The sequence below is a fragment of the Tateyamaria armeniaca genome (assembly GCF_045797845.1).
Classification (GTDB): Bacteria; Pseudomonadota; Alphaproteobacteria; order Rhodobacterales; family Rhodobacteraceae; genus Tateyamaria; species Tateyamaria armeniaca.
The window spans coordinates 948,140-971,087 of record NZ_JBHDIY010000002.1 but is presented as its reverse complement, the minus strand read 5'-3'; the positions used below and the strand labels follow the sequence as shown (position 1 = coordinate 971,087).

Sequence of the window (22,948 nt, the reverse complement as noted above, 5' to 3'; positions counted from 1 at the left end):
CGTCCGCCTATCGTGATCAGATGCATGCCGGTTTGAAAGACAAGACAGTTATCGTTCTGGGCGCCGGAATGGTCGGCGTCTGTGCAGCACTCGAATTGCAGACGCGCGGCGCACAGGTGACACTGATCGACCGCCGCGCACCCGGGCAAGAGACGTCGTATGGCAACGCAGGGGTTATCGCCCGCTCGTCCCTGATGCCGCTGAACAATCCCGCACTTTGGTCGGGATTGCCCAAATTGCTGGGAAATCAATCTGTCGGTCTGCGCTATTCATGGCCCTTCATGCTGCGCAATATAGGTTGGGCCACCGGGTTTTTAGCCAATGCGCGGATGGCTCCGTTTCTGGAAACGGCACGCGCGATGGACGGGCTGATCAACCTGTCCTTCCCGGCGCACAAACGGCTGCTCGGCGAGGCGGGCGTGCTTGATCGGCTGCGCGAAACCGGGTGGATCTATCTTTATCGCAACAGTGCGGCCTTTGACGCCGGCGCATTCGGGCGGGATATGCTTGACCGGTTCGATGTTGAAACCGAAGCGCTGGACAGACGCGGCCTCGGCGATCTTGAGCCGGGGCTGAACCCGATCTTTGAACGCGCCCTCTGGATCAAGGATGCGATGTCGGTGAATGCGCCGGGCCGCGTGGTCGAAGCCTATGCAAAACTGTTCACGGATCGTGGCGGGCGGATCGTGCAGGCGTCAGTTGCGTCGCTCACACGTCTTGATGATCGCTGGCTGGCCAACACCGAAAAAGGGCCGTTCGACGGAGATCGTGTGGTCGTCGCAATGGGCCCATGGTCGCGCAGCCTTCTGGAACGGGCGGGTATGCGCGTGCCCATGGCCTACGAGCGTGGATATCATATGCATTTCGGGGGCGCGGGCGATGGTGGCAACCTGGCTCTGACCCGCCCGGTCTACGATGTTTCCGGTGGTTATGTGCTGTCCCCGATGGAGGACGGGCTGCGGATGACAACCGGTGTTGAACTCACCGATTGCGATGCGCCGCCAAATCACGCACAACTTGACCTTGCGGAAGCGTCCGCACGCGAAGCGATTAATCTGGGCGAACGGCGGGATAACACCCCTTGGATGGGACGCCGCCCGACCTTTCCGGACAGCCGTCCGGTCATTGGCGCGGCACCCGGACGGCCGGGACTGTACCTTGCCTTCGGGCATCAACATGTCGGTTTCAATACGGGCCCCGGAACGGCCCGCGTACTGGCCGACCTCATGGAGGGCACATCGCCAGAAATACCGGCCGACCCCTTTGCGCCATCGCGCTTTATCCGCTGACATTCGATCAACAGAAAACCAACCGGGAGAAGACCAAAATGACATTTAGAAGCTTTGTACTGACAGGGGCTACCGCCCTGCTGATGGCAGGGGCCGCGCAGGCCGAAAAGTGGGACATGGCACTGGCCTATTCCGCAACCAACTACCATTCGGAAATCGCGGCAGCCTTTGCTGCCGAGGTCACCGCAAATTCGGATATCGAGATTGTGACGCACCCGTCGGGGTCGCTGTTCGCGGGTGGTGAAATCTTCAACGCCGTGCGCCGTGGTCTGACACCGATTGGCGAGCGACTGATTTCCGCGCTGGGCAATGACGATGCGATCTACGAGCTGGATTCAGTGCCCTTCCTCGCCACCAGTTTTGCCGACGCCAAGACGCTCTACGAAGCGACGAAACCGACCCTGATCGAGACGTTGGAAGAAAGCCGTGTGCATCTGCTGTATTCCTGCCCGTGGCCGCCACAGGGGTTCTATTCTGTGTCCGAGGCAAACTCGCTCGATGACATCTCGGGCATGAAGTTCCGCGCCTACAATGCGACCACATCCAAGTTCGCCGATGGTCTGGGCATGGTCCCCACCACTATCGAAGCGGCAGAGCTGGCGCAGGCCTTTGCCACCGGCGTTGCGCAATCGATGATCTCGTCCGGGTCCACAGGCTATGACCGTAAGCTGTGGGAGCATGTGAACTTTTACTACGACGTCAAGGCATGGCTGCCCCGCAACATGGTGATCGTGAACGGTCGCACATGGGCGGCCCTTGATGACGACACCAAGGCCGTGATTGAAACTGCCGCCGCCACGGCAGAAGAAACCTGCTGGGCCAAGGCCGAGGAACTGGACAGCTGGTACATCGAACAGTTCACGGCCAACGGCATGAACGTGGGCACTCTGAACCCCGAAATGCAGGCCGAGTTCGAAAAGGTCGGTAACGATCTGCGTGCTGCATGGCTTGAGCGTGCAGGCGACAAGGGCGCTGCGGCCCTCGCAGCGTTCGAAGCGGCCAAGTAAGGCACGTGCGCGGCGGGTTTGTCGCCCGCCGCGCCTCGTTCACAACGGAGAGGATTTCGGCATGCGGGCACTTTCAAACGCTTTGGACGGTGTCTATCGCATCGCCGGGTTCCTGGCGGGGCTGCTGCTGATCCTGCTGTGTTGCCTGATCCTTTACAGCATCGTGGCGCGCCTCCTCAGCCTTTATGCGGGCGGTGCGGCAGATGTGGCCGGATATGTCATGGCAACCAGCACCTTCATGGCTTTGGCCTATACCTTCCGCTCGAACGGGCACATCCGGGTTCAATTGCTGGTCCAGCGGTTCACGGGTCCGGCGCGGCGGCGGATCGAGGTGTTCAGCCTGGCCTTCATGTCCGGCATCGCCATTTTCGTCGCGTGGTACATGACCCGGCTGGCCTATGACAGCTACGACTTTGGCGAGCGCAGTCAGGGGGCGGATGCGATCCTGATGTGGATCCCGCAGGCCCCTGTGGCCGCTGGTGCGTGGTTGCTGGCCGTGGCCGTGGTGCACACGCTGATACAGGCGATCTTTGACTATGACGCCGTCAATCCCGAGCATGCGGCGGGACCCGGTGAAGTATGACTGAAACCCTGTCCATCATCGTCTTTCTGTCGACGCTTTTCATCCTGCTGGGCCTTGGTGTCTGGGTGGGTGCGGCGCTGCTGGCCACGGCCATCCTTGGCATGGCCCTGTTCACCAATGCGCCCATCGGGGATTCGATGGCTGTCACCATCTGGGGCGAACAATCGTCGTGGACCCTCACGGCCTTGCCACTGTTCATCTGGATGGGCGAAATCCTGTTTCGAACCCGATTATCCGAAACCCTGTTTCGGGGCCTCGCGCCGTTCATGCGGGGCCTTCCGGGTTCGCTTTTGCACGTCAACATCGGTGCTTCGGCAGTGTTTGCTGCCATCTCGGGGTCGTCTGCGGCGACTGTGGCGACAGTGGGAAAAATGTCGATCCCGGAATTGCGGGCGCGCAATTATCCTGAGTCCATGATCATTGGCACCCTGTCTGGCGCGGGCACCCTCGGCTTGCTCATCCCGCCGTCAATCTCGATGATCATCTACGGCGTTACGGTCAACGAAAGCATCACCAAGCTGTTCATGGCGGCCATGATCCCGGGCCTGTGTCTGGCCCTGTTCTTCATGATCTACGTGGCAGCCTGGTCGGTTCTGAACCGGGCGACCTTCAAGCCTGACCTGACGGTCGAGGTCTCCAATCTGGGTCGCAAGCTGCTGGACCTGCTGCCGGTGCTATGCCTGATCGGGGCGGTGATTGGTTCCATCTATTCCGGCGTCGCGACGGCCACCGAAGCGGCAGCGCTGGGCGTGCTGGGCGCGTTCCTCCTGTCGGCGTTTCAGGGCGGACTTACATGGACGAACGTGCAGGAAAGCATCATGGGATCGGTGCGCACCACGGCCATGATCATGCTGATCCTTATGGGGGCGGGGTTCCTGTCGCTGGCCATGGGTTTTACCGGCATCCCCAAGGCGCTCGCGACCGGGATTTCCGCGTGGGACCCGTCGCCGGTGATGCTGATCCTGATCCTCACAGTGTTCTACATCATTCTGGGCTGTTTTCTTGACGGGTTGTCCTCGATCGTACTGACCATGGCGGTGATCGAGCCGATGGTCCGAGCGGCGGGCTTCGACATGTTGTGGTTCGGCGTGTACCTCATGATCGTGGTCGAGATGGCGCAGATCACGCCGCCCATCGGGTTCAACCTGTTCGTGTTGCAGGGCATGACGGGCAAGGACATGGGCTTTATCGCCAAGGCGTCGTTCCCGATGTTCTGTGTGATGTGCGTGTTCATCGTGGTGCTAGTACTGTTCCCCGGTCTGGCCCTGTGGCTGCCAGAAACGCTCAGCAAATAGCGATGGAGGAGCGGTCGGTTGGTATCCTGATGCTCGACACCGGGTTTCCGCAGAATCCACGGCGATGTGGGCAATGCCCGGACCTATCCGTTTCCGGTGCGCTTTCACGTGGTGCAGGGCGCGACCACGGACGAGGTGGTCGCGGGCGCAGATCGGGCGCGTGCCATGTTACCTGCGTTCATCACCGCCGCGCGCGATCTTGAGGCGGCAGGCGTGCGAGCCATCACCACTTCCTGCGGGTTCCTGAGCGTGGTGCAGGCGGAAATGGCCGCCGCCGTGTCTGTCCCCTTTGTTGCGTCCAGCCTGTCATTGGTCCCGCTTGTGCGCCAAATGGTCGGGGGGCGTCCCGTGGGTGTGATCACCGCGCATTCAGGCCATCTGTCGGCACGTCATCTGTCGGCCTGTGGCATAGACCCTGACTGGGCCGTCGTGCGCGGCATGGAGGACGTCGCGGCCTTTAGCGATCCGATCCTCCGTGGGGCAGAATCGCTGGATGTGGAAACGACACAAAGCGCAGTCGTCGACATCGTGCGTGCCTTGCATCGGGACGTGCCGGATTTGGGTGCGTTGGTCTTCGAGTGTACGAACCTGCAGCCCTACGCCGCCGCAGTTCAGGCCGAAACAGGACTGCCCGTATTCGGCATCTATCACGTCGTGCAGATGCTGCATGATGCAACGCACGCGCTGCATTTCGACGGGCAGGTTTAGAATGCGACCCGGTCGCCGCCTTTCAGCGCAAGGATGTCGCGCGCTTCATCCGGCGTGGCGACCTCATTGCCCAGATCCTCGACGATCCGCCTGATCTTGGTGACTTGCTGAGCATTAGAGGTCGCCAACTCTCCGCGATTGATGAACAGGCTGTCCTCCAGCCCGACGCGCACGTTGCCGCCCATCTGGCTGGCCGTGGTGGCCAACGGCATCTGCGCGCCACCTGCCCCCAGAACGGACCAGCGGTAATCATCGCCAAACAGGCGGTCCGCCGTCCGTTTCATAAAGATCAGATTGTCGACTTCGGGCCCGATCCCACCAAGGATGCCAAAGATGAACTGGATGAACACGGGCGCCTTGAACAGTCCCTGCGCCATGCAGAATTTCAGATTGTAGAGGTGGCCGACGTCGTAACACTCGTGTTCGAACTTGATGTCATGCGGGGCGAGGGTTTCGGCGGCCTCGCGAATATCGGCGAACGTGTTGCGAAAGATGTTCGCCTCTGACCCTTCGACATAGTCCTTTTCCCAGTCGAATTTCCACGAGTCATAGCGCCCGGCCAGCGGGTGAAAGGCAAAGTTCATCGACCCCATGTTGAGGCTGCACATCTCGGGTGAAAACTTGGTCGCGGCCTTGATCCGTTCCTTGATCAGCATGGTGGGTGCACCGCCGGTGGTGATGTTCAGCACCGCATCGGTTGACTGTTTCACCCGCGCCAAAATCGGGGCGTAGTGGTCAGGTTCGACCGAGGGGCGAAAATCATCAGGGTCACGTGTGTGCAGGTGCAGGATCGACGCGCCTGCCTCGGCGGCGGCGATGGCCTGTTCGGCAATATCGTTCTGCGTGATCGGCAGATGGTCCGACATGGTGGGCGTGTGGATCGACCCGGTGACTGCGCAGGTGATGATCGTTTTCGTCTTGGCCATGGGTCAGTCGCCTTTTTGTTTCGTGTTCACACGGTAGCTGAGCGGAAAAAGCTCGAGGTCAAAGCGGTCGCGTACTAGGCCCCAGACTCCCTTTGGCGCTTTCAGCATCACAACGATCGCAACTGCGCCCAGCACCATCAGATAGATTGTGCCAAAGTCTGCCAGCGTCTCGCGCAGCAGGAAAAACAGGATGGTGCCGATGATTGGCCCTTCAAGAGTTCCGATGCCGCCAATGACCACGATGAAGATCACGAAGGCAGTCCAGTCATTCACGCTGAAGGCCGCATCGGGCGAGATGCGCAGTTTTTGCAGAAACAGCAACCCGCCGATGACGGCAGTGAAGGCCGACGTGACGACATAGACCTCAAGTTTGGTGCGCCAGATGTCGATGCCGAGGCCGGAGGCCGCAACTTCGCTGTCCCTGATCGCGGTAAGAGCAAGCCCGCGACGTGAGCGCAGGAAGAGGTAGACGCAGGTGATGACTGTGACAGCGGCCCCCAAGGCCAGCCAATAGCTGAGCGCCTCGCGACCAGACCGCGAGTCCGCGAGGGAGCGTACGATGCCAACGGGCAGCGACGTGCCCGATCCACCGCCAAGCGCGGATATTTGCGCGAATGTCAGGCGGAACACCTCGGCCACGACCCAAGTGCCGATAGCGAAATAGGCCCCTTTGAGTCGGAAAATCAGGGCGGCCACTGGCACCGAAAGGGCAGCGGCCAACACACCCGCCAATAAGATTGCCGCAATCGGGTGCAGCCCGCCGAATATGGTAAGGGCGAAAAGCATGTAACCGCCAAAGCCCACGAACGCCTGCTGGCCCACGGACACAAGACCGGCATAGCCCGCCATTAAGTTCCACAGGCAGGCCAGCGACAGGTATAGGAAAATCTCGCCCATCAGCCGCAGATCGGCGCGCCCGGCCCACCACGGGGCAAGGGCCAGAACAATCAGGGCGAGGGCCGCGATGATCATCGCGATGCGGCTGGCACGGGTGGCGCGGGTGACGGCGGGCGTGCTCAATGCTCAACCCTCGGGAACAGGCCGTTGGGCCGCACGGCAAGGACCACGAGGAAGGCGATGTGCCCGGCCAGAACCTGCCAGCCCGGGTCGATCTTGGCCCCGATGGTCTGTGCCACGCCAAGGATCACGCCCCCTGCCAGCGTCCCCCAGATGTTGCCAAGCCCGCCGATGATCACAGCCTCGAACCCAAAGATCAGACGCCCGCCGCCGATGGCCGGATCAAAGCTGGTGCGCACGCCCAGCAGGATGCCCGCAATGGCGGTGACGGCAAGCGCCAATGCCATGGCCATCCCAAAGACATGCGCCTTGTTCAGTCCCATCAACTGCGCGATGTCCTGATTGTCCGAAACCGCGCGAAAGCCCCGGCCCAAAGCGGTGGAATAGAAGATCCATTGCAGCCCGGCGATCACCACGATGGCCATGCCAAAAGTCAGCAGCGGCAGAATACCGAGCGACAGACCACCCACAGCGACGCTGGCCGTTTCGATGGCCCCCGCGTTCAGCTTTTGCGGATCGGCAGTGTAGCCTTCGAGCAGGGCGTTCTGCACGATCACAGACAGTCCGAAGGTGACCAGAAGGGGTGGCAGAATGTCGTCACCAAGCGTTCGGTTCAAAAGCCCGCGCTGCAGCACATAGCCAATCCCGGCCATGGCGGGCATGACGATCAGCAGGGCGACAAACGGATGAATGCCCAGCAGGACAGTTGTGCTGAGACCCAGATAGGCAGCAAGAATGATCAGATCGCCATGGGCGATATTGACCAGCCGCATCACCCCAAAGATCAGCGACAGACCGGCGGCAAAAAGCGCATATAGCCCGCCCAACAGGATGCCCTGCACCACTGCGTTGACCCATTCGATCATGCATCCACTCCGAAATAGGCGGCCGTGATTTGGTCGCGGGTGATATCCTCGACCCGGCCCGTCAGCGACACGCGCCCCTCTTGCAGGCAGTAGACACGGGACGAAACGGCCAGCGCCTTGGTGATGTCCTGTTCGACGATCATGGCCGTCATGCCGCCGCTGATGATGTTTGGCAGCGCCTCGTAGATGGATTTGATGATGACTGGGGCAAGGCCCAGGCTGATCTCGTCAAACAGGATCAGGTCCGGATTGGACATCAGCGCGCGCCCGATGGCCACCATTTGCTGTTGCCCGCCTGACAGCGAGGTGGACGGCTGGTTGCGCCGCTCCTTGAGGATGGGAAAGAGGTCATAGACCGCATCAAGTGACCACGGCCCCGCGCGCCCAACCGTGCTGCCAAGCCGCAGGTTTTCCTCAACCGAAAGTGATGGGAACAACTGCCGCCCCTCGGGCACCAGTGCGATTCCGGCGTAGGCCACCTGATCTGCGCGCAGCGCACCGATGGGGTGCCCGTTGAACTGCACCTGCTGCGCAGCGTTGCGCAGCAATCCCGAGATTGAGCGCATCAGTGTCGTCTTGCCTGCCCCGTTGGCCCCGATGATGGCAATCACTTCGCCTTTGGCGAGTTCCAAGTCGACGCCGAACAGGGCCTGAAAGTCGCCGTAATGTGCATCGAGCCCGTTCAGTTTCAAAAGGGGTTCAGACATCCGGATCGACTCCCAGATAGATTTCCTTGACCTCGGGGCTGTCCATTATGGTTTTGGGCGGCCCTTCTGCGATCTTCTTGCCAAAGTCGATGACGATCAGCCGTTCAACAACGGCGAGCAGGGCGTGCACGACATGTTCGATCCAGATGATCGTGGTGCCGCCCGCGTGCACGCGTTTGATGGTATCGATCAATGCGATGCATTCGGCATCTGTCAGTCCACCCGCAATCTCATCAAGCAGCAGCAGTTTCGGTTTGGCCGCCAGTGCCCGCGCCATCTCAAGGCGCTTGCGATCCAGCAGGGACAGCGCACCGGCGCGGATGTTGGCCTTGGGCAGCAGGCCGGTGTCCTCCAGTACGGCCAGCACATGCGCCTCGGCCTCATGGCCGTGCAGCCCGGCGCCCTGCGTTGCACCGACCAGTGCGTTTTCAAATACCGTCATGCCGCCAAAGGGCTGCGGCACCTGAAATGACCGCGCGATGCCCAGTTTGCAGCGCCGCGCGGCTGAGGTTGTCGAGATGTCCTGACCCGCAAAAGCAATTTGCCCGGCGTCTGGGCCAAGCGCCCCCGTGATCAGATTGAACAGGGATGTCTTGCCCGCCCCGTTGGGCCCCAGAATGCCAACTGCCTCGCCTTGGGCGACGTCAAAGCTGGTGTCGTCGGCGACCACGACAGCGCCGAACGACTTCTTGAGGCCCGAGATGGACAGCAGGGCGGACATAGGCGTGGCTTATCCCAGCAACTGCAACTCGCCACCCACGGGGATCGCGGGCGCGTGCTTGTTGTTGGTGATCACCAGTTCGACTCCGTCCCCGGACTTTTGCCACTGACCGGACACAAGGGGTGTCTTGGACACGTTCGGCACTGGGCCGTTTGACCAATTCACGTCACCGACGATGGTGGACATGTTCGTGGCCTGGATCGCTGCGGCATTTGCATCCGGGTCCTCCAGATCCTCCGAGCGGGTGATGGCATCGGCCACCACCTCAAACAGCGCATGTTTGAACCCGATAGGCTGGGTCCAGGGGCGACCCGTGGCGGCGGTAAACCCGCTGGCCAATTCGCCTGCAGACGTCCCTGTGAGCGAAGAATTAAACGGATGGTTGGGAGACCACCAGATTTCAGTGGTCAGACCAATGCCGCGATCCCCGAGGGCGTCGATTGCCGAGGGGAACAGCAGTGCCTTGCCGATGGTCGCGACCTTGGGGTTGAAACCTTGCTGTGCTGCCTGGCTCCAGAAGGTGCCGAAATCCGGTGGGATCATGACGCCTGTCACAATCTCGCAACCCGCATCCTTGAACGCGGCAATGTAGTTGGAAAAGTCGTCGTTCAGCGGTTGGAAGCGGCCGGGATCAACCAGTTCGAAGCCCTGTTCGGCAAGTGGGCCGGGCAGGCCAAGTTGCGGGTCACCCCATGCGTTGCCGTCGGCATCATTGGGGAACAAGCCGCCGACCTTTTTGGCCACACCTGCGTCGTTCCACAGGCCGGTGAAGTTGGCGATCACATCCTCAAGCCCCCAAAAGAAGTGGTAGGTATAGCGAAAGCCCTCGGCAGGATTGCCGCCACGGCCAAAGAAGTACGGCTGCCATGGCGCGTCGGTTGTGACGCAGGGCACTTCGTTGATCTCGGCCTGATCGGCGACAGGGTTCGTGGTGTCGGGCGTCGCGGCGGCGGTGATGATGTCGACCTCGTCCGACAGGATCAACTCCGCGGCCACTTCTGCGGCGCGGTTGGGGTTGGACTGGCTGTCCTTTTTGATGATCTCGATATTGTAGGACTTGCCGTTGTTGGTCACACCGCCTGCGAATTTGGCGCGCAGCCCTTCGAGGATGTAATCGTCGGCCTCTGCAAACCCGGCCAGTGGCCCGGTCGAAGGCGTGACAAAGCCAACCCTGATCGTGGGATTTTGCGCATACGCCCGCGTCGATGTCAGAATTGCGGGTGCTGCGACAGTCGCTGCAAGCCCGCCAAGGACGTGACGTCTTGTGGTGTTGGTTTTCATTTCTTTCCTCCCTGAGAAATCATGTCTTTTCGTGTCGTTCCCCGCGTTTGCGCAGGTGTTTGTTATGTCGAATGTCTCACCCTTGCAGATGAAACCATGCATTCAAAACGATATCTCCGTGCCGATGGTTTGCAGTCTCCTGTAATCCGATGCGTTTCCGGATTTGGGTTTGGTGTTTCAGCCGTCCGCCTCCAGAATGTGTTCAAGCTGTGCCAGATGACGTGCGACGCGCGCCTTGGTGGCCTCAAGATCGCCCTTGGCCCACCTGCGCAGCCCTTGCCCTGCGGCCATGCCGGTGTGGCCCGCATCCAGCAACGTCTGCAGATGGAGCGACGGGTCAGGGCGCGCATCCAGATCGAACAAGACCTGGCGGTGAATGTCCTGCGTCAGCTCAAGGCCCACCAGATCGGCGTTTTCAAGGGGGCCAAGCACGGCGAGGCGGCGGCCAAAGCTCGCCTTGACCACATCGTCCACCGCTTTGGCCGTGCAAATCCCGTTCTCGACCAGACTGATCGCCTCGCGCCACAGGGCGTGTTGAAGGCGGTTGCCGATAAAGCCGGGAACATCCTTTTCCACCATCACTGGCGTCTTGCCCGCATCCGCGAGCAACTCGATCATGCCTTGGGCGATGGCCGCATCCGTCCATTCCGTTTTCACCACTTCGACCAATGGGATCATGTGCGGCGGATTCCACCAGTGCGTGCCAAGCGCCCGGTGACGGGACTTCAGGCCGCCCATGATCCTGGTGATCTGGATGACGGATGTGTTCGATGCCAGAACCGCGTCTTCGGGCGTGTGGGCCTCGACTTCGGCGAAAATCGTCTGCTTGAGGTCCAGCTTTTCCGGTGCCGCCTCGAAAACATATGCCGCGTCACTCACTGCGGACTTTACCGTGTCGCACAGTTCTATCCGCTTGAGCGCCTTGGCGATCTCGGTCTCGCTTGCGCCCAAAAGGGCCATGCTGTCTGAAATCCGCGACGGCGCGCTGCGCAGCATGTCCGGGTTCGGATCATGCAGGGCAACATACTGACCCGCACGGGCAAAGGTGAGCGCAATACCGTGGCCCATAAGGCCCGCACCAATCACCGCGATTTGCTGGTTCTTGGTCATCCCGCCGTGTACCCGCCATCGGCATAAAGGATGTGTCCGGTGTAAAAGTCCGACGCCTTTGAGGACAGGAAGAGGAGCGGCCCGGCCAGATCTTCGGGCTCGCCCAAGCGCCCTTTGGGCACGCGGGTCAGGAACCCGTTGCGAACGGTCTGCGCCTGATCGGTGTCCTCGAACATCCACGCAGTGAGGGGCGAGCGGAAAACCGTGGGCGCGATGGCGTTGACCGTGATGCCCATCGGCCCCAACTCGCATCCCAGCGCCTTGGTGATCCCGTCCACAGCAGCCTTGGACGCGCAATAGGCGGTGTAACCCGCAGGATGGCCCAGCAGTCCGCGGGCTGAAGACATCAGAACGATCTTGCCGCCATCCCCCTGCGCTTGCATCCGCGCACTTGCGGCGCGGGCCATCAGCCAGCTTTGGGTGACGTTTGCATCCATGACACCCTCGAAGGTCGCAGGCTCCATATCCCCGATCTTGGCCACCTTGTTCATGCCGGACGCAACAATCAGAATGTCGATACGACCAAAGGTGGCGACGGCTTCCTCGACCAGCGCGGCACAGGCATCTTCGCTGTCGGGGCGGGCGTTGATCTGGTGCGTGTCGCCTTTACAGGTGGCTGCCACGTCGGCCATGGCGTCCGCATTTCCGGCGGCCAAGACAACCTTGGCCCCGGCCCCGGACAGGCAGCGCGCGGCGACCGCGCCAAACGCGCCCGAAGCACCCGTGATCAGCGCGACCTTGCCCGAGACATCAAAGAAGGACAGGGGGTTATCAAGGCTCATGGACGCCCTCCTTCGGGATAGGGAATCACCACCAGCATCTTGCAGACATGGTTGCTGCGGTTCTCGATCTTGCGGACCTCGCCCGGCGGGATCGTGCAACTGTCCATCGCACTCAGCACTGTGTCGGTGCCGTCGATGGTCACAGTCATCTCACCCTCGATCACGACATAGACCTTTTCGAACGGCGTTGCGTCCGGGCCTGCGCCACCACCGGGCAGGAATTGCGAAAAGCCGACCCACTGGTTTTCTGGCCCGCCCTCTTCAAAGCCTTGCAACCGAAGCCCTGTGACACCCCAATGGTTCGGGGCCTCGTATTGCGTTGCATCGGCAAAGCGTTTGACGTGCATTTCAGAAGTCCTCGCCTGCCTCGATGCGGTATCCCTGATCCTTGTCCATCATGGCAACGAGCCGAATAATGCAGCCATCGCCCCGATCCCAATTCCAGGGGAAGAAGGCAAAGGTGACGCGCTTGCCGGTGACGCGATCCAGATCACCGCCCACGTTCTCGATGCCCAGAATACCGTTCTTGAACAATTTCTGGTGCACGGGTTCCCACTCGGGAAAGTCAACTTCCCACGGGGTGCCGCCGGACCATTCAAGGTATTCCTTTTCCAGATGCGGCAGGATGGGGCCATTGCGTTGCGGGCCGATGGCGGTGGCCAGCGGGTGATCGTTGGCTTGGGTGTCGTGGCCCACAACCTTGATCCCTTTTTCCACCATCCAATCGGCTGCCGAAGGCACAAGACCGGGGCAATAGGCAAAGTAGTCACCGTCCTCGTACTGCTTGTGCCAGCCTGTGTTGATGATCAGCACATCGTTCTTGCGAATGGCATGACCGCAGGCTTTTTCCAGATCGTCCGCCGTGATCTGTTCCCATTTTTTCTTGGGGATGCTCACCACGAGGCCCGAGCCAAAGAAATGCGGCAGCGGCACTTCGTCGATAAAGGGTGTGCCCTGCACCACGTGGGCGGGCGCGTCGATATGGGTGGTCACGTGCATCGTGGTCGTAATGGTCTGGGACAGCACGCCGGACTTCGCCATGTAATGCTTGCGGTCGATCTGCACGTCCTTGAAATACGGCCAGTTCGGGCACTGGAATCCGTAGCGGTGGCTGAGGTTCACAAACTCCAGCCCCATGTCGTTGTTGTCGTTTTCCTGAAAATCGATTCCGCGAATATTGACGACCATCCGTTCCTCCCAAAAGCGGTGATAGGTGTTTCGGGATATGGTGGAACTTGTACCGTATTGCGGTCAAGCGTTGATTTACACCGCGTCGTTTCATAGGGTCCGAACAGTGGTACACGACGGATAGCATCAGCGTAGCATTGCGATGGGAAGGCAAGAAGTGAAGCAAATACAAGGTATTCAGGTTATTTCTCGCTCTGCTGACATCCTGCGTACCCTTGCCCAAGAAACAGATGGCTTGAGCCTTGGGCAAATTGCTGCTCGCGTGAATTTGCCCCGTTCTACGGTACAGCGGATCGTTGCGGCGCTGACGATCGAGGGGTTCATTTCATCGGACAAAGGATATGGGGGAATCAGGTTGGGGCCTGAAATCCAAAGCCTTGCGCAAGCCGCAGCAACCGATGCGCGCGACCGCATTCGCCCCGTGATGGAACGCATCGCGGATGAGACTGGAGAGACGGTGGACTTGGCGATCCTGGACGGCGCCCGTATGCTGTTCATCGATCAGATCGTCGGCAGTCAGCGTCTGCGCACGGTGTCCAGCATTGGCGAAAGCTTTCCCTTGACTACCACGGCCAATGGAAAGGCGGCGCTTGCGGTCATGGATCCAGCGCTTGCGACCAAACTGATCCTGGCTGAGCTGGGTCAACACGGGGCCAAGCCCCTTGCCACAGTCCTGCGTGAAGTCGAAGCCATCCGGCAGGGCGCTTTGGCGCGCGATGAAAATGAACATACCGAAGGGGTTAGTGCCATTGGTTACGCTATGCGCGACCCGCGCGGCGACATCTATGCGATTTCAACCCCGGTGCCGAGCACACGTTATGACCGGGTCAAGGATCGCCTGACCGAGGCGATGTTGCGCCATTTGACCGGCATCGCGCTTTGATCGGTGCGTCGCAGGCTGTCGCCCAGATGTCGTGAAACCATTGGACTTGCCGGACGCCGTGCAAGACCCTTTCCCCACGCTTTGTGACGGGGGACAGGTATGAATTCGCACTACCGGGTTGTTGTGATTGGTGGCGGTGTCGTGGGCACGTCGGTTCTGTACCATCTCGCCAAGATGGGGTGGAGCGATGTGTGCCTTATCGAACGCTCGGTCCTGACAGCCGGATCAAGCTGGCATGCCGCCGGCGGAATCCATGCGCTGAATGCGGACCCCAACATTGCACAGCTTCAGGCCTACACCATCGATTTGCTGAGCGAAATTGAGGCCGAATCCGGCCAGAACATCGGATTGCACATGACCGGTGGTCTGACCATGGCCGGAACCCCGGATCGCTGGGAGTGGCTGCAATCGGCCTACCGCACATTCCAATCCATCGGGATCGAGGATTGTCGCCTTGTTACTGTCGAAGAGGCAGTGGAGCTGAACCCGATCATGTCTGGCGACGGTCTGCTGGGCGGCATGTGGGCGGACCGCGAGGGGTACATCGACACCACGGGCACGGTGCATGCCTATGCCGGGGCGGCCAAGAAACACGGCGCGACGGTGGTAGAACACAACCGGGTTCTGGAGTTGAACCAAACGCTTGAGGGCTGGGAGGTTGTGACCGAAAAGGGCACCGTGACCTGCGAACATGTGGTCAATGCCGCCGGTCTCTGGGCCAAGCAGGTGGGGCGCATGGCAGGGATCGAACTGCCGGTTTCTCCGCTCAACCACCACTACCTGATCTCCGACACGATCCCGGCGCTGGAGGACATCGACTTCGAAGTGCCCATGACCGTCGATCTCGAAGGGTTCACCTATCTGCGTCAGGACCAGAAAGGTGTGCTGCTGGGCATCTACGAGATCGACCACCAGCACTGGAACATGGATGGCGCGCCGTGGGAGTACGGGTTTGAGTTGCAGCAGGAAGACCCGGACCGCATCGAAAAAGAGTTGATCATGGGGTTCGAGCGCTACCCGGCCTTGCAGGATGTCGGGGTCAAGACGTGGGTCAACGGGGCCTTCACCTTCTCACCCGACGGAAATCCTCTGGTCGGCCTTGTGCCGGGCAAGCGCGGATACTGGTCGGCCTGCGCGGTTATGGCCGGGTTCCTGCAAGGGGGCGGTGTGGGCAAGTCGCTGGCCGAATGGATGATCCATGGTGAACCAGAGGCGGATGTCTATGGCATGGATATCGCCCGCTACGGCGTTTGGGCCGAGAACAAGCAGTACATCAAGGAAACCACGGGCCAGTTCTATTCCCGTCGCTTCGTGATGACCTATCCGAACGAGCAATTGCCCGCGGGCCGCCCGCTGAAAACTGCCCCTGCCTATGCCGATATGACGGCCGCCGGGTGCCAGTGGGGCCAAAGCTGGGATCTGGAGGTGCCACTTTACTTTGCCCCAAAAGGGTTCAAGGAAACGCCGTCGCTGAAACGCTCAAACGCCCACGACATCGTGGCTGCTGAGTGCAAGGCAGTGCGCGAAAAGGTTGGCCTGCTCGACATCACCGGCTTTTCCCGCTTCGAAGTGTCGGGCGAAAATGCCGAAGCCTGGTTGAACAGCGTCATGGCCTCGCGCTTGCCCAAGCCGGGCCGCGCACGGCTGGCCCCGATGCTGGGCGAAGATGGGCGGTTGAAGGGCGATCTTACAGTCTTCAACTGGGGCGACGGCACATGGTGGATCATGGGCAGCTACTACTTGCGCACATGGCACATGCGCTGGTTTGACGATCACATAATGGACGGGGTCACGGTGCGCGATCTGGGCGAAGAAGTGGCTGGATTCTCCCTTTCGGGGCCGAACTCAAAGGCCGTGATCGAAAAACTGACGGATGGCCCGGTGGGCGATCTGTCCTTTATGGGGTGTGCAGATTTCGACATCGGGATGCTGCGCTGCAAGGTTGGGCGGCTCTCTGTCACAGGCGAGATGGGGTACGAGATACACTGCCGTATGGGCGATCATATCACCCTGCGCAAAACCCTGCTGGACGCTGGCGCGGATCAGGGAATGGTCGAGGTTGGTTTTAACGCCCTCCTCTCCCTGCGGCTGGAAAAGTCATTCGGCATCTGGTCTGCGGAATTTACCCAAGGCTATACGCCCGGAATGACGGGCATGGATCGCTGGATCGACTGGGACAAGGACTTTGTCGGCAAGGCAGCGGCAGTGGCTGAACGGGACGGAAATGGCCCTGCGCAGATGCAGGTGACGCTGGATATCGACGCGGACGGTGCAGATGCGTCGGGCTATGAGCCGGTATGGAAAGATGGCGAAAAGGTCGGCTTTGTCACTTCGGGGGGCTATGGGCATACGCTTGGCAAGTCGTTGGCCATGGCGCTGGTCAACACCGAACACAGCGGTGAAGGGACTGACCTGAAGGTTCACATCGTGGGGGTGGAACGCGCCGCCAAGGTCATCGCCGCCTCGCCTTATGACCCCGCGGGCAAAGCTATGAGAGGATGAGCAGACGCCCCAAAAGACGCGGGCGCGGCGCACCCCCAGCAAGACGCGCCACACGGATTACCGCAATTTGCGCAACCCGTTCCCACCGATGAACGTGTTCTCGGACGATCGCATTGCCGCGATCCATGATGCGGCTTTGGATGTGCTTGAACGGCTGGGCGTGAAGGTGCTGCACCGGCAGGCTCGTGCCACGTTCAAGACAGGTGGTGCGCGCGTCGATGAAACCACAGAAATGGTGCATATCGGGCGCGACATGGTTAAAGCCGCACTTGCCACGGCCCCCAAATCGTTCCCCCTGATCGCGGGCAACCCGGACCGCAATCTGCTGATGGAGCTTGGTTCGATGGTGTTTCAACCCGGCGCCGGGTGCCCGCACGCGACTGACTTGGAACGGGGTCGCCGGCCGGGCACGGAACAGGATTTTCGCGAACTGATCACGCTGACCCAGCACTTTGATGTCCTGCACATGATACCGCCACTGGTCGAACCGCAGGATGTGCCGATCCACCTGCGGCATTATGCGATGACGAAGGGACAGATGGAACTGACGGACAAGGTGCCGTTCATCTACGCCCGTGGGGCAGGGCAGGTGCGCGAAGCCTTCGAGATGTTGCAGATCGCGCGTGGCATTTCGGACAGTGATTTCGCCGCGCATTCGCATTGCTACACCATCATCAACACCAACTCACCTCGTCAGCTCGACATTCCGATGGCCCAAGGGGTGATGGATTTCGCGCGCGCGGGCCAGATGGCGATCATCACTCCGTTTACGCTGATGGGGGCGATGGCGCCGATCACTGTGGCGGGGGCCATGACCCTGTCCCATGCCGAGGCGCTGGCCGCGATCACCCTTGGACAGTTGATCAACTCCGGTGCGCCGGTCTGTTACGGCACCTTCACCTCGAATGTGGATATGAAATCCGGCGCGCCGATCTTTGGCACGCCTGAGCATTTCAAGGCGTCGCTTGCCGCTGGACAACTGGCGCGCCACATCGGTCTGCCGTGGCGGTGCGCCTCCGGGTCGGCGGCGAACCTTGGCGATGTGCAGGCCGCCAATGAAACGCAATTCGGTACATGGGGCTGTCTGCTTGCCGGGGCCACCGTGACGCTGCATGCCGCGGGTTGGCTCGAAGGGGGGCTGACAGTCTCGTACGAAAAGCTGATCACAGATGTCGAAGTGCTTCAGATGATGGCCGAGCTTTGTACGGCCACTGCGGCGGATGAGGGCGGGATTGCGATGGATGCGTTGGAAGAGGTGCAGCCGGGCGGTCACTTTTTCGGTGCGGCACACACGATGGAGCGGTATCAGACCGAATTCTACGAACCGCTTGTCGCTGATTTTGCCAATATCGGCACGTGGGAGGAACGCGGGAGCGTCGACGCAACCACGCGTGCGACAGGGATCTGGCAGGGCATCCTGCGTGACTTTATTCCCCCAGCGGGTGACGGTGATCGGCTTGCCGCTCTAGATCACTACATCGATGACCGGATCGCCGCGGGTGGGTGCGCCCCGGAAAGCTGACATAGCGCTTTCGAGGTTGCGCCGGTTTGAAGGTGGCGTGTAGCGTCTGGCAAAGGGAGATGTGCAGGGTACATGCGTACGCAAGTTGTGATCGTCGGCGGTGGGCCATCCGGGCTGTTACTTGGCCAGCTTCTGCACAAGGCGGGGATCGACACTGTTGTTCTGGAGCATAAGTCGCGCGCCTATGTGCTGGGCCGTATCCGCGCCGGCGTGCTTGAACGCGGCCTTGTCGGACTGATGGGCGAGGCGGGCGTCGATGCCCGCATGAAGGCCCAAGGTTTTGTGCATGACGGCACGCTGATTGCCTATGACGGCGATATGTTTCGCGTCGATTTCTCGAAACATACGGATGCGACTGTTGTCGTTTACGGGCAAACCGAATTGACTCGCGATCTCTACGAGGCGCGTGAGGCGATGGGTGGTGACACGCGGTTCGAAGTCGACAACGTCGTGATCCATGATGCCGACACCTTGGCACCCTATGTGACATTTGAACAGGACGGGGCGACGACGCGCATTGACTGTGATTTCGTTGCTGGATGCGACGGGTTTCACGGCGTCAGTCGCAAAACGATACCAGACTCCGTGCGCACCGATTATGAAAAGGTCTATCCCTTCGGCTGGCTGGGCGTTCTTTCGGAAACACCACCGGTCAATGACGAGTTGATCTACGCGAATTCCGACCGTGGCTTTGCTTTGTGTTCGATGCGCAATGCGCAACTCAGCCGGTATTATATCCAGTGTGCAAACGGGGACAGTCCGGACAACTGGTCCGATGACGCGTTCTGGGACGAATTGCGCCGCCGTATTCCGGACGCTGCCGCGCAGACACTGGTGACAGGCCCAAGTATCGAGAAATCCATCGCGCCGTTGCGCAGTTTCGTGACTGAACCGATGCGGTGGGGGCGGTTGTTCTTGTGTGGGGACGCGGCGCATATCGTGCCACCGACCGGGGCCAAGGGTCTCAATACGGCAGCGTCTGACGTCCATTATCTCAATCAGGGTTTGCGGCAGTTTTATGCGGACGGCGACAGCCACGGCATAGACACCTATTCGCAAAAGGCGCTGGCGCGGGTCTGGAAAACGCAACGGTTCAGCTGGTGGTTTTCCAACCTGATGCACCACTATCCTGACCAGACGGATTTCGACAAAAAGATGCAACTGGCCGAACTGGCCTTGCTGCGTGACAGCGCCGAGGCGCAGGCGGCCATGGCTCTGAACTATGTCGGATTGCCGTACTAAAGCACCGTGCGCATCTGGTGACCCGGGGCAAACAGCAGGCGCACTTTGGTCACCGACGCGTCGTCATCCCAGGTCAGGCGATCAATCGCAAACAGGGCGCTACCCTGCGCACAGGCTAAAACGGCTGCGTCCTCAGCCTCTGCCTCAAGGGCGGAAAACGAAATCTCGCCGTGGGTATATGGCGCATTCTGCAACAACCACTCATTCGCGCTGACGTTCTGGAACGGCTCGTTCTGTGCGCCCGGAACCACGTGCGGATTGATCCAGCGGCTTTCCAGTGCATAGGGTGCGTCATCCGCAAGGTGCAGCGCACGCACATACATCAACGCGGTTTTCGCAGGTGTGCGCATGGCCGCGCTCACGTCCAGCGGTGGGGTGCGCAGATCACGGGTGATACGCTGATAGCTGTACTTGCGGCCCCGCTCCTCGACCTCGCGCCGGATCACGGCAATGTTGAGTGTGGCCTTTGCGACGGGTTGGGCCGCCACGCGCGTGCCTGCCTTGCGCCGCCGATCCAGAAGGCCCGCCTCTGCCACGGCGCGTAAGGCGCGGTTCACAGTCGAGCGCGCACAGCCAAATTCCTGCGCAAGATCAGCCTCGTTCGGGATCAGCTCCCCAGGCTTCCACATACGGGTCCGAATGCGGCGCAACACCTCGTCCTGCACGCTTTGCCAATTACGAAAAACAAGCGAGTTCATATCGCATCCTTCAGCGCATCAATTGTGCCTTTGTAGGCGGCCACGATCTGCGCCCTTTTGATATGTGTTCCGTCTTGCACCATGTGCCGCCCCGCCGCCCATACGTCTTTCACAAGACGATCGTCGCCCGCAAAAATCCATGCATCCAGCGTGGCATCCTGAGCGCGGTCGTACAAGTGCTCGGACGTGGTATCGAGCGTCATCAGGTCGGCCCAAAATCCTGCCGTGATCTGTCCGGTCTGACGCCCTGCTGCCCGCGCTCCGCCATGCAGTATCGCATCGAACATGCGCCGTCCGGTCGATGTATCAGCCGTCGCCAATGCCGCCCGCGATCCGTCGCGCAAGCGTTGGGAGTATTCCAGCGTGCGCAACTCCTCGCCAAGCGCGATGCGGATGTTGCTGTCGGACCCGATTGCAAAGGTACCGCCCGCGTCGCACCACCGCACAGCGTCAAAGATGCCGTCGCCCAGACTGCTTTCGGTGATCGGACACAAACCGGCGATAGCCCCGGATTTCGCCAGCCGGCTCGTTTCGTCCGGTGTCATCTGCGTGCAATGGATCAGACACCAGCGGTCGGACAGGTCCATGTTGTCCAGCGCCCATGTGACAGGGCGGGCGTTCCAATGGTGCTCGACTTCCTCTACTTCTGCGCGTTGTTCGGCAAGGTGCATGTGGATCGGGCCGTTGGGGAAAAGTGTCGCATATGTCGCCAGATCCTGCGCGCTGACCGCACGCAGCGAATGCGGTGCGACGCCCAGATTTGCGTCCGGCGTCAGGTGTTGCATAGCGTCACATGCCGCTTCGTGCAGGGTTTGAAACTGGTCCAGCGTATTGCCGAACCGTATTTGTCCCGGGCCAAGCCCACGCCCGTCGCACCCTCCGAATTCGTAATGAACAGGCAGCAGGGTCAGACCGATCCCGGTGAGGGAAGTGGCAGCGCAGATGCGGACCGATGTCTCGGCAGGGTTGTCGTAAGGCACGCCGCCCGGCCGGTGGTGTAGATAGTGGAATTCGGTGTTGGTGGCGTATCCGGCCTCCAGCATCTCCATCTGGACAAGCGCGGTGATCGCCTCGATATGATCCGGTGTCAGACGGTCCAGAAAACGGAACATAAGCTGCCGCCATGTCCAGAAACTGTCGCTGGCGTGTGGTCCGCGCCTTTCGGTCAATCCTGCCATCGCCCGCTGAAACGCATGGCTGTGCACATTGACCGGGGCGGGCAACAGGCACGGCACGCGTGTGCCCGTCGGCTCCACCTGTTTTGTGACGGCACCGATCCGCCCGTCATCCAGCACGTCCACCCGAACAGCCGACGCCCAGCCATCCGGCAACAAGGCCGTTTCCGCCCAGATCGTTTGCATCACCGCCTCGCTTGACAGATTATTATGTACGCACATAAAAACATTAAAAGAGGTATATCGCAACTGAGTCGTGCCCATGCTTTTGACCAACGCCAAGATCGCAACGCTGCGCTCCAACGACGATTTCGACTTGATCGAAAGCGGCGCAATTGCGCTTGAGGGGTCGACGATCCGGTGGGTCGGGACACTGGCCGAGGTGCCGGATGTGTTTTCCAGCCATACCGCTCATGACCTTGGCGGTCGGTTGGTAACGCCCGCGCTGGTCGACTGCCACACCCATGTCGTGTTCGCAGGCAACCGCGCGGCGGAGTTCGAGCAACGCCTGAACGGGGCAAGCTACGCCGAAGTGGCCAAAGCGGGGGGCGGGATCATCTCGACCGTGCGGGCCACGCGGGCTGCGAGCATCGACCATCTTCTGAATGATGCCCTCACGCGCGTCGATGCACTGATTGCCGAAGGGGTCACGCTGATCGAGATCAAGTCGGGGTACGGTCTTGACCTAGAAACCGAGTTGAAGATGTTGCGTGTCGCCCGCCGGATCGCGCAGGTTCGCCCGATTGAGGTTCGTACCAGTTTCCTTGGGGCACACGCGATCCCCCTGAATTCGCAGGCAGCGCAGATGAGTATATCGACACCGTCTGCATCCCCGTCTTGCGCGCTGCGTTCGCCGAAGGGCTGGTGGATGCAATGGACGGGTTCTGCGAGGGGATCGCCTTTGACACAGGCCAGATCGCGCGGGTGTTCGATGCGGCGGTGTCCCTTGGCCTGCCAGTCAAGCTGCACGCTGAACAGCTGTCACATACCGGCGGCACTGCACTGGCGGCGCACTACGGCGCGCTCAGCGCGGATCATGTGGAATACGCAACCGAAGAGGACGCGCGCGCATTGGCAAAATCCGGCACCGTTGCCGTGCTGCTGCCAGGCGCATTCTACACCTTGCGTGAAACGCAGAGCCCGCCGGTTGATGCCTTCCGCACCCATGGAGTTCCCATGGCCCTGGCCACGGATTGCAACCCCGGCTCTTCACCAATGACCTCGCTCTTGCTGGCGATGAACATGGGCTGCACCCTGTTTCGTATGACCCCGCTTGAGGCGTTACTGGGCGTCACCGCGCATGCTGCTGCTGCGCTGGGCGTGCCGGATTGCGGGCGGATCGTCGCGGGTGCGCAGGGCGATCTATGTGTCTGGGACGTTTCTGAGCCTGCTGAACTGGCCTATCGCATCGGGTTCAATCCGCTGCATGCCCGCATATTCAGGGGG

At 60.7% G+C, this 22,948-nt stretch carries 21 protein-coding genes and 1 pseudogene; 10 read left to right on the top strand and 12 right to left on the bottom strand.

All coding sequences use genetic code 11. From position 1 onward, the window contains the following. The first annotated feature begins 32 nt into the window (after positions 1 to 32). The 5 genes from ACERZ8_RS04810 to ACERZ8_RS04790 all read left to right on the top strand — a co-directional run bounded on the left by ACERZ8_RS04810 (position 33) and on the right by ACERZ8_RS04790 (position 4,882). On the top strand, positions 33 to 1,289 hold the full coding sequence (locus tag ACERZ8_RS04810; protein WP_407590999.1) for an NAD(P)/FAD-dependent oxidoreductase: 1,257 nt from the start codon (positions 33 to 35) through the stop codon (positions 1,287 to 1,289). Between the two features lie 38 nt (positions 1,290 to 1,327). Next, entirely contained in the window at positions 1,328 to 2,296 is a 969-nt protein-coding gene (locus tag ACERZ8_RS04805) for a TRAP transporter substrate-binding protein (protein WP_407590997.1), read from the top strand. A gap of 61 nt (positions 2,297 to 2,357) precedes the next feature. Continuing rightward, positions 2,358 to 2,879, top strand: coding sequence for a TRAP transporter small permease subunit (locus ACERZ8_RS04800; protein ID WP_407590996.1), 522 nt, complete (start codon positions 2,358 to 2,360; stop codon positions 2,877 to 2,879). Then, positions 2,876 to 4,174, top strand: coding sequence for a TRAP transporter large permease (locus ACERZ8_RS04795; protein ID WP_407590995.1), 1,299 nt, complete (start codon positions 2,876 to 2,878; stop codon positions 4,172 to 4,174). Before ACERZ8_RS04800 ends, ACERZ8_RS04795 begins: the two co-directional genes overlap by 4 nt. A 54-nt stretch (positions 4,175 to 4,228) precedes the next feature. Beyond that, complete coding sequence (locus ACERZ8_RS04790; protein WP_407594160.1) at positions 4,229 to 4,882, top strand: aspartate/glutamate racemase family protein; 654 nt, start codon at positions 4,229 to 4,231, stop codon at positions 4,880 to 4,882. Here the strand turns inward: ACERZ8_RS04790 and ACERZ8_RS04785 are convergent. The 10 genes from ACERZ8_RS04785 to ACERZ8_RS04740 all read right to left on the bottom strand — a co-directional run bounded on the left by ACERZ8_RS04785 (position 4,879) and on the right by ACERZ8_RS04740 (position 13,480). Beyond that, positions 4,879 to 5,808 (bottom strand): BKACE family enzyme, encoded by a 930-nt coding sequence (locus ACERZ8_RS04785; protein ID WP_407590994.1) that lies wholly within the window; start codon positions 5,806 to 5,808, stop codon positions 4,879 to 4,881. The two genes, ACERZ8_RS04790 and ACERZ8_RS04785, sit on opposite strands and share 4 nt — an antisense overlap. 3 nt (positions 5,809 to 5,811) lie before the next feature. Then, on the bottom strand, positions 5,812 to 6,828 hold the full coding sequence (locus ACERZ8_RS04780; protein ID WP_407590993.1) for a branched-chain amino acid ABC transporter permease: 1,017 nt from the start codon (positions 6,826 to 6,828) through the stop codon (positions 5,812 to 5,814). After that, on the bottom strand, positions 6,825 to 7,691 hold the full coding sequence (locus ACERZ8_RS04775; protein WP_407590992.1) for a branched-chain amino acid ABC transporter permease: 867 nt from the start codon (positions 7,689 to 7,691) through the stop codon (positions 6,825 to 6,827). The genes ACERZ8_RS04780 and ACERZ8_RS04775 overlap by 4 nt, the downstream gene beginning before the upstream one ends. After that, the gene (locus ACERZ8_RS04770) at positions 7,688 to 8,398 is read right to left on the bottom strand and encodes an ABC transporter ATP-binding protein (RefSeq protein ID WP_407590990.1); all 711 of its coding nucleotides are present in this window, start codon (positions 8,396 to 8,398) and stop codon (positions 7,688 to 7,690) included. The genes ACERZ8_RS04775 and ACERZ8_RS04770 overlap by 4 nt, the downstream gene beginning before the upstream one ends. Then, entirely contained in the window at positions 8,391 to 9,119 is a 729-nt protein-coding gene (locus ACERZ8_RS04765) for an ABC transporter ATP-binding protein (protein WP_407590989.1), read from the bottom strand. The genes ACERZ8_RS04770 and ACERZ8_RS04765 overlap by 8 nt, the downstream gene beginning before the upstream one ends. 9 nt (positions 9,120 to 9,128) lie before the next feature. Then, positions 9,129 to 10,400: an ABC transporter substrate-binding protein gene (locus ACERZ8_RS04760; RefSeq protein WP_407590988.1), complete on the bottom strand. Its 1,272-nt coding sequence runs from the start codon at positions 10,398 to 10,400 to the stop codon at positions 9,129 to 9,131. A gap of 177 nt (positions 10,401 to 10,577) precedes the next feature. Further along, positions 10,578 to 11,510, bottom strand: coding sequence for a 3-hydroxyacyl-CoA dehydrogenase family protein (locus tag ACERZ8_RS04755; RefSeq protein WP_407590986.1), 933 nt, complete (start codon positions 11,508 to 11,510; stop codon positions 10,578 to 10,580). Then, positions 11,507 to 12,292 (bottom strand): SDR family NAD(P)-dependent oxidoreductase, encoded by a 786-nt coding sequence (locus ACERZ8_RS04750; RefSeq protein ID WP_407590985.1) that lies wholly within the window; start codon positions 12,290 to 12,292, stop codon positions 11,507 to 11,509. Before ACERZ8_RS04750 ends, ACERZ8_RS04755 begins: the two co-directional genes overlap by 4 nt. Then, a complete protein-coding gene (locus tag ACERZ8_RS04745; protein WP_407590984.1) occupies positions 12,289 to 12,639 on the bottom strand; it encodes a cupin domain-containing protein in 351 nt (116 codons plus the stop codon). The genes ACERZ8_RS04750 and ACERZ8_RS04745 overlap by 4 nt, the downstream gene beginning before the upstream one ends. A 1-nt stretch (position 12,640) precedes the next feature. Next, a complete protein-coding gene (locus ACERZ8_RS04740; RefSeq protein WP_407590982.1) occupies positions 12,641 to 13,480 on the bottom strand; it encodes a cyclase family protein in 840 nt (279 codons plus the stop codon). Between the two features lie 142 nt (positions 13,481 to 13,622). On the opposite strand from ACERZ8_RS04740, the gene ACERZ8_RS04735 reads away from it, so the two are divergent. The 4 genes from ACERZ8_RS04735 (at position 13,623) to pobA (ending at position 19,629) form a co-directional block, all read left to right on the top strand. Then, positions 13,623 to 14,363: an IclR family transcriptional regulator gene (locus ACERZ8_RS04735; RefSeq protein ID WP_407590981.1), complete on the top strand. Its 741-nt coding sequence runs from the start codon at positions 13,623 to 13,625 to the stop codon at positions 14,361 to 14,363. A gap of 99 nt (positions 14,364 to 14,462) precedes the next feature. After that, complete coding sequence (locus ACERZ8_RS04730; RefSeq protein ID WP_407590980.1) at positions 14,463 to 16,865, top strand: GcvT family protein; 2,403 nt, start codon at positions 14,463 to 14,465, stop codon at positions 16,863 to 16,865. A gap of 67 nt (positions 16,866 to 16,932) precedes the next feature. Beyond that, positions 16,933 to 18,387, top strand: a complete 1,455-nt coding sequence (locus tag ACERZ8_RS04725; protein ID WP_407590979.1) for a trimethylamine methyltransferase family protein — start codon at positions 16,933 to 16,935, stop codon at positions 18,385 to 18,387. A gap of 72 nt (positions 18,388 to 18,459) precedes the next feature. After that, entirely contained in the window at positions 18,460 to 19,629 is a 1,170-nt protein-coding gene (gene pobA, locus ACERZ8_RS04720) for a 4-hydroxybenzoate 3-monooxygenase (protein ID WP_407590978.1), read from the top strand. Here pobA and ACERZ8_RS04715 read toward each other — a convergent pair. Further along, a complete protein-coding gene (locus ACERZ8_RS04715; RefSeq protein ID WP_407590977.1) occupies positions 19,626 to 20,327 on the bottom strand; it encodes a GntR family transcriptional regulator in 702 nt (233 codons plus the stop codon). The genes pobA and ACERZ8_RS04715 overlap by 4 nt on opposite strands. Further along, positions 20,324 to 21,688 carry a formimidoylglutamate deiminase gene (locus ACERZ8_RS04710; protein ID WP_407590976.1) on the bottom strand — a complete coding sequence of 455 codons (1,365 nt, stop codon included), beginning with the start codon at positions 21,686 to 21,688 and terminating at the stop codon, positions 20,324 to 20,326. Before ACERZ8_RS04710 ends, ACERZ8_RS04715 begins: the two co-directional genes overlap by 4 nt. 76 nt (positions 21,689 to 21,764) lie before the next feature. Here ACERZ8_RS04710 and hutI point away from each other — a divergent pair. Further along, positions 21,765 to 22,948, top strand: a pseudogene (hutI, locus tag ACERZ8_RS04705) (imidazolonepropionase); the annotation flags it as partial.

Bases quoted from the DNA above. Each gene is read 5' to 3' on its own strand.
- ACERZ8_RS04805 (WP_407590997.1), top strand. From the start codon at position 1,328: ATGACATTTAGAAGCTTTGTACTGACAGGGGCTACCGCCCTGCTGATG.
- ACERZ8_RS04750 (WP_407590985.1), bottom strand. From the start codon at position 12,292: ATGAGCCTTGATAACCCCCTGTCCTTCTTTGATGTCTCGGGCAAGGTC.
- ACERZ8_RS04755 (WP_407590986.1), bottom strand. From the start codon at position 11,510: ATGACCAAGAACCAGCAAATCGCGGTGATTGGTGCGGGCCTTATGGGC.
- ACERZ8_RS04760 (WP_407590988.1), bottom strand. From the start codon at position 10,400: ATGAAAACCAACACCACAAGACGTCACGTCCTTGGCGGGCTTGCAGCG.
- ACERZ8_RS04775 (WP_407590992.1), bottom strand. From the start codon at position 7,691: ATGATCGAATGGGTCAACGCAGTGGTGCAGGGCATCCTGTTGGGCGGG.
- ACERZ8_RS04735 (WP_407590981.1), top strand. From the start codon at position 13,623: ATGGGAAGGCAAGAAGTGAAGCAAATACAAGGTATTCAGGTTATTTCT.
- ACERZ8_RS04740 (WP_407590982.1), bottom strand. From the start codon at position 13,480: ATGGTCGTCAATATTCGCGGAATCGATTTTCAGGAAAACGACAACAAC.
- ACERZ8_RS04745 (WP_407590984.1), bottom strand. From the start codon at position 12,639: ATGCACGTCAAACGCTTTGCCGATGCAACGCAATACGAGGCCCCGAAC.
- ACERZ8_RS04770 (WP_407590990.1), bottom strand. From the start codon at position 8,398: ATGTCTGAACCCCTTTTGAAACTGAACGGGCTCGATGCACATTACGGC.
- pobA (WP_407590978.1), top strand. From the start codon at position 18,460: ATGCGTACGCAAGTTGTGATCGTCGGCGGTGGGCCATCCGGGCTGTTA.
- ACERZ8_RS04765 (WP_407590989.1), bottom strand. From the start codon at position 9,119: ATGTCCGCCCTGCTGTCCATCTCGGGCCTCAAGAAGTCGTTCGGCGCT.
- ACERZ8_RS04710 (WP_407590976.1), bottom strand. From the start codon at position 21,688: ATGCAAACGATCTGGGCGGAAACGGCCTTGTTGCCGGATGGCTGGGCG.
- ACERZ8_RS04800 (WP_407590996.1), top strand. From the start codon at position 2,358: ATGCGGGCACTTTCAAACGCTTTGGACGGTGTCTATCGCATCGCCGGG.
- ACERZ8_RS04785 (WP_407590994.1), bottom strand. From the start codon at position 5,808: ATGGCCAAGACGAAAACGATCATCACCTGCGCAGTCACCGGGTCGATC.
- ACERZ8_RS04795 (WP_407590995.1), top strand. From the start codon at position 2,876: ATGACTGAAACCCTGTCCATCATCGTCTTTCTGTCGACGCTTTTCATC.
- ACERZ8_RS04730 (WP_407590980.1), top strand. From the start codon at position 14,463: ATGAATTCGCACTACCGGGTTGTTGTGATTGGTGGCGGTGTCGTGGGC.
- ACERZ8_RS04715 (WP_407590977.1), bottom strand. From the start codon at position 20,327: ATGAACTCGCTTGTTTTTCGTAATTGGCAAAGCGTGCAGGACGAGGTG.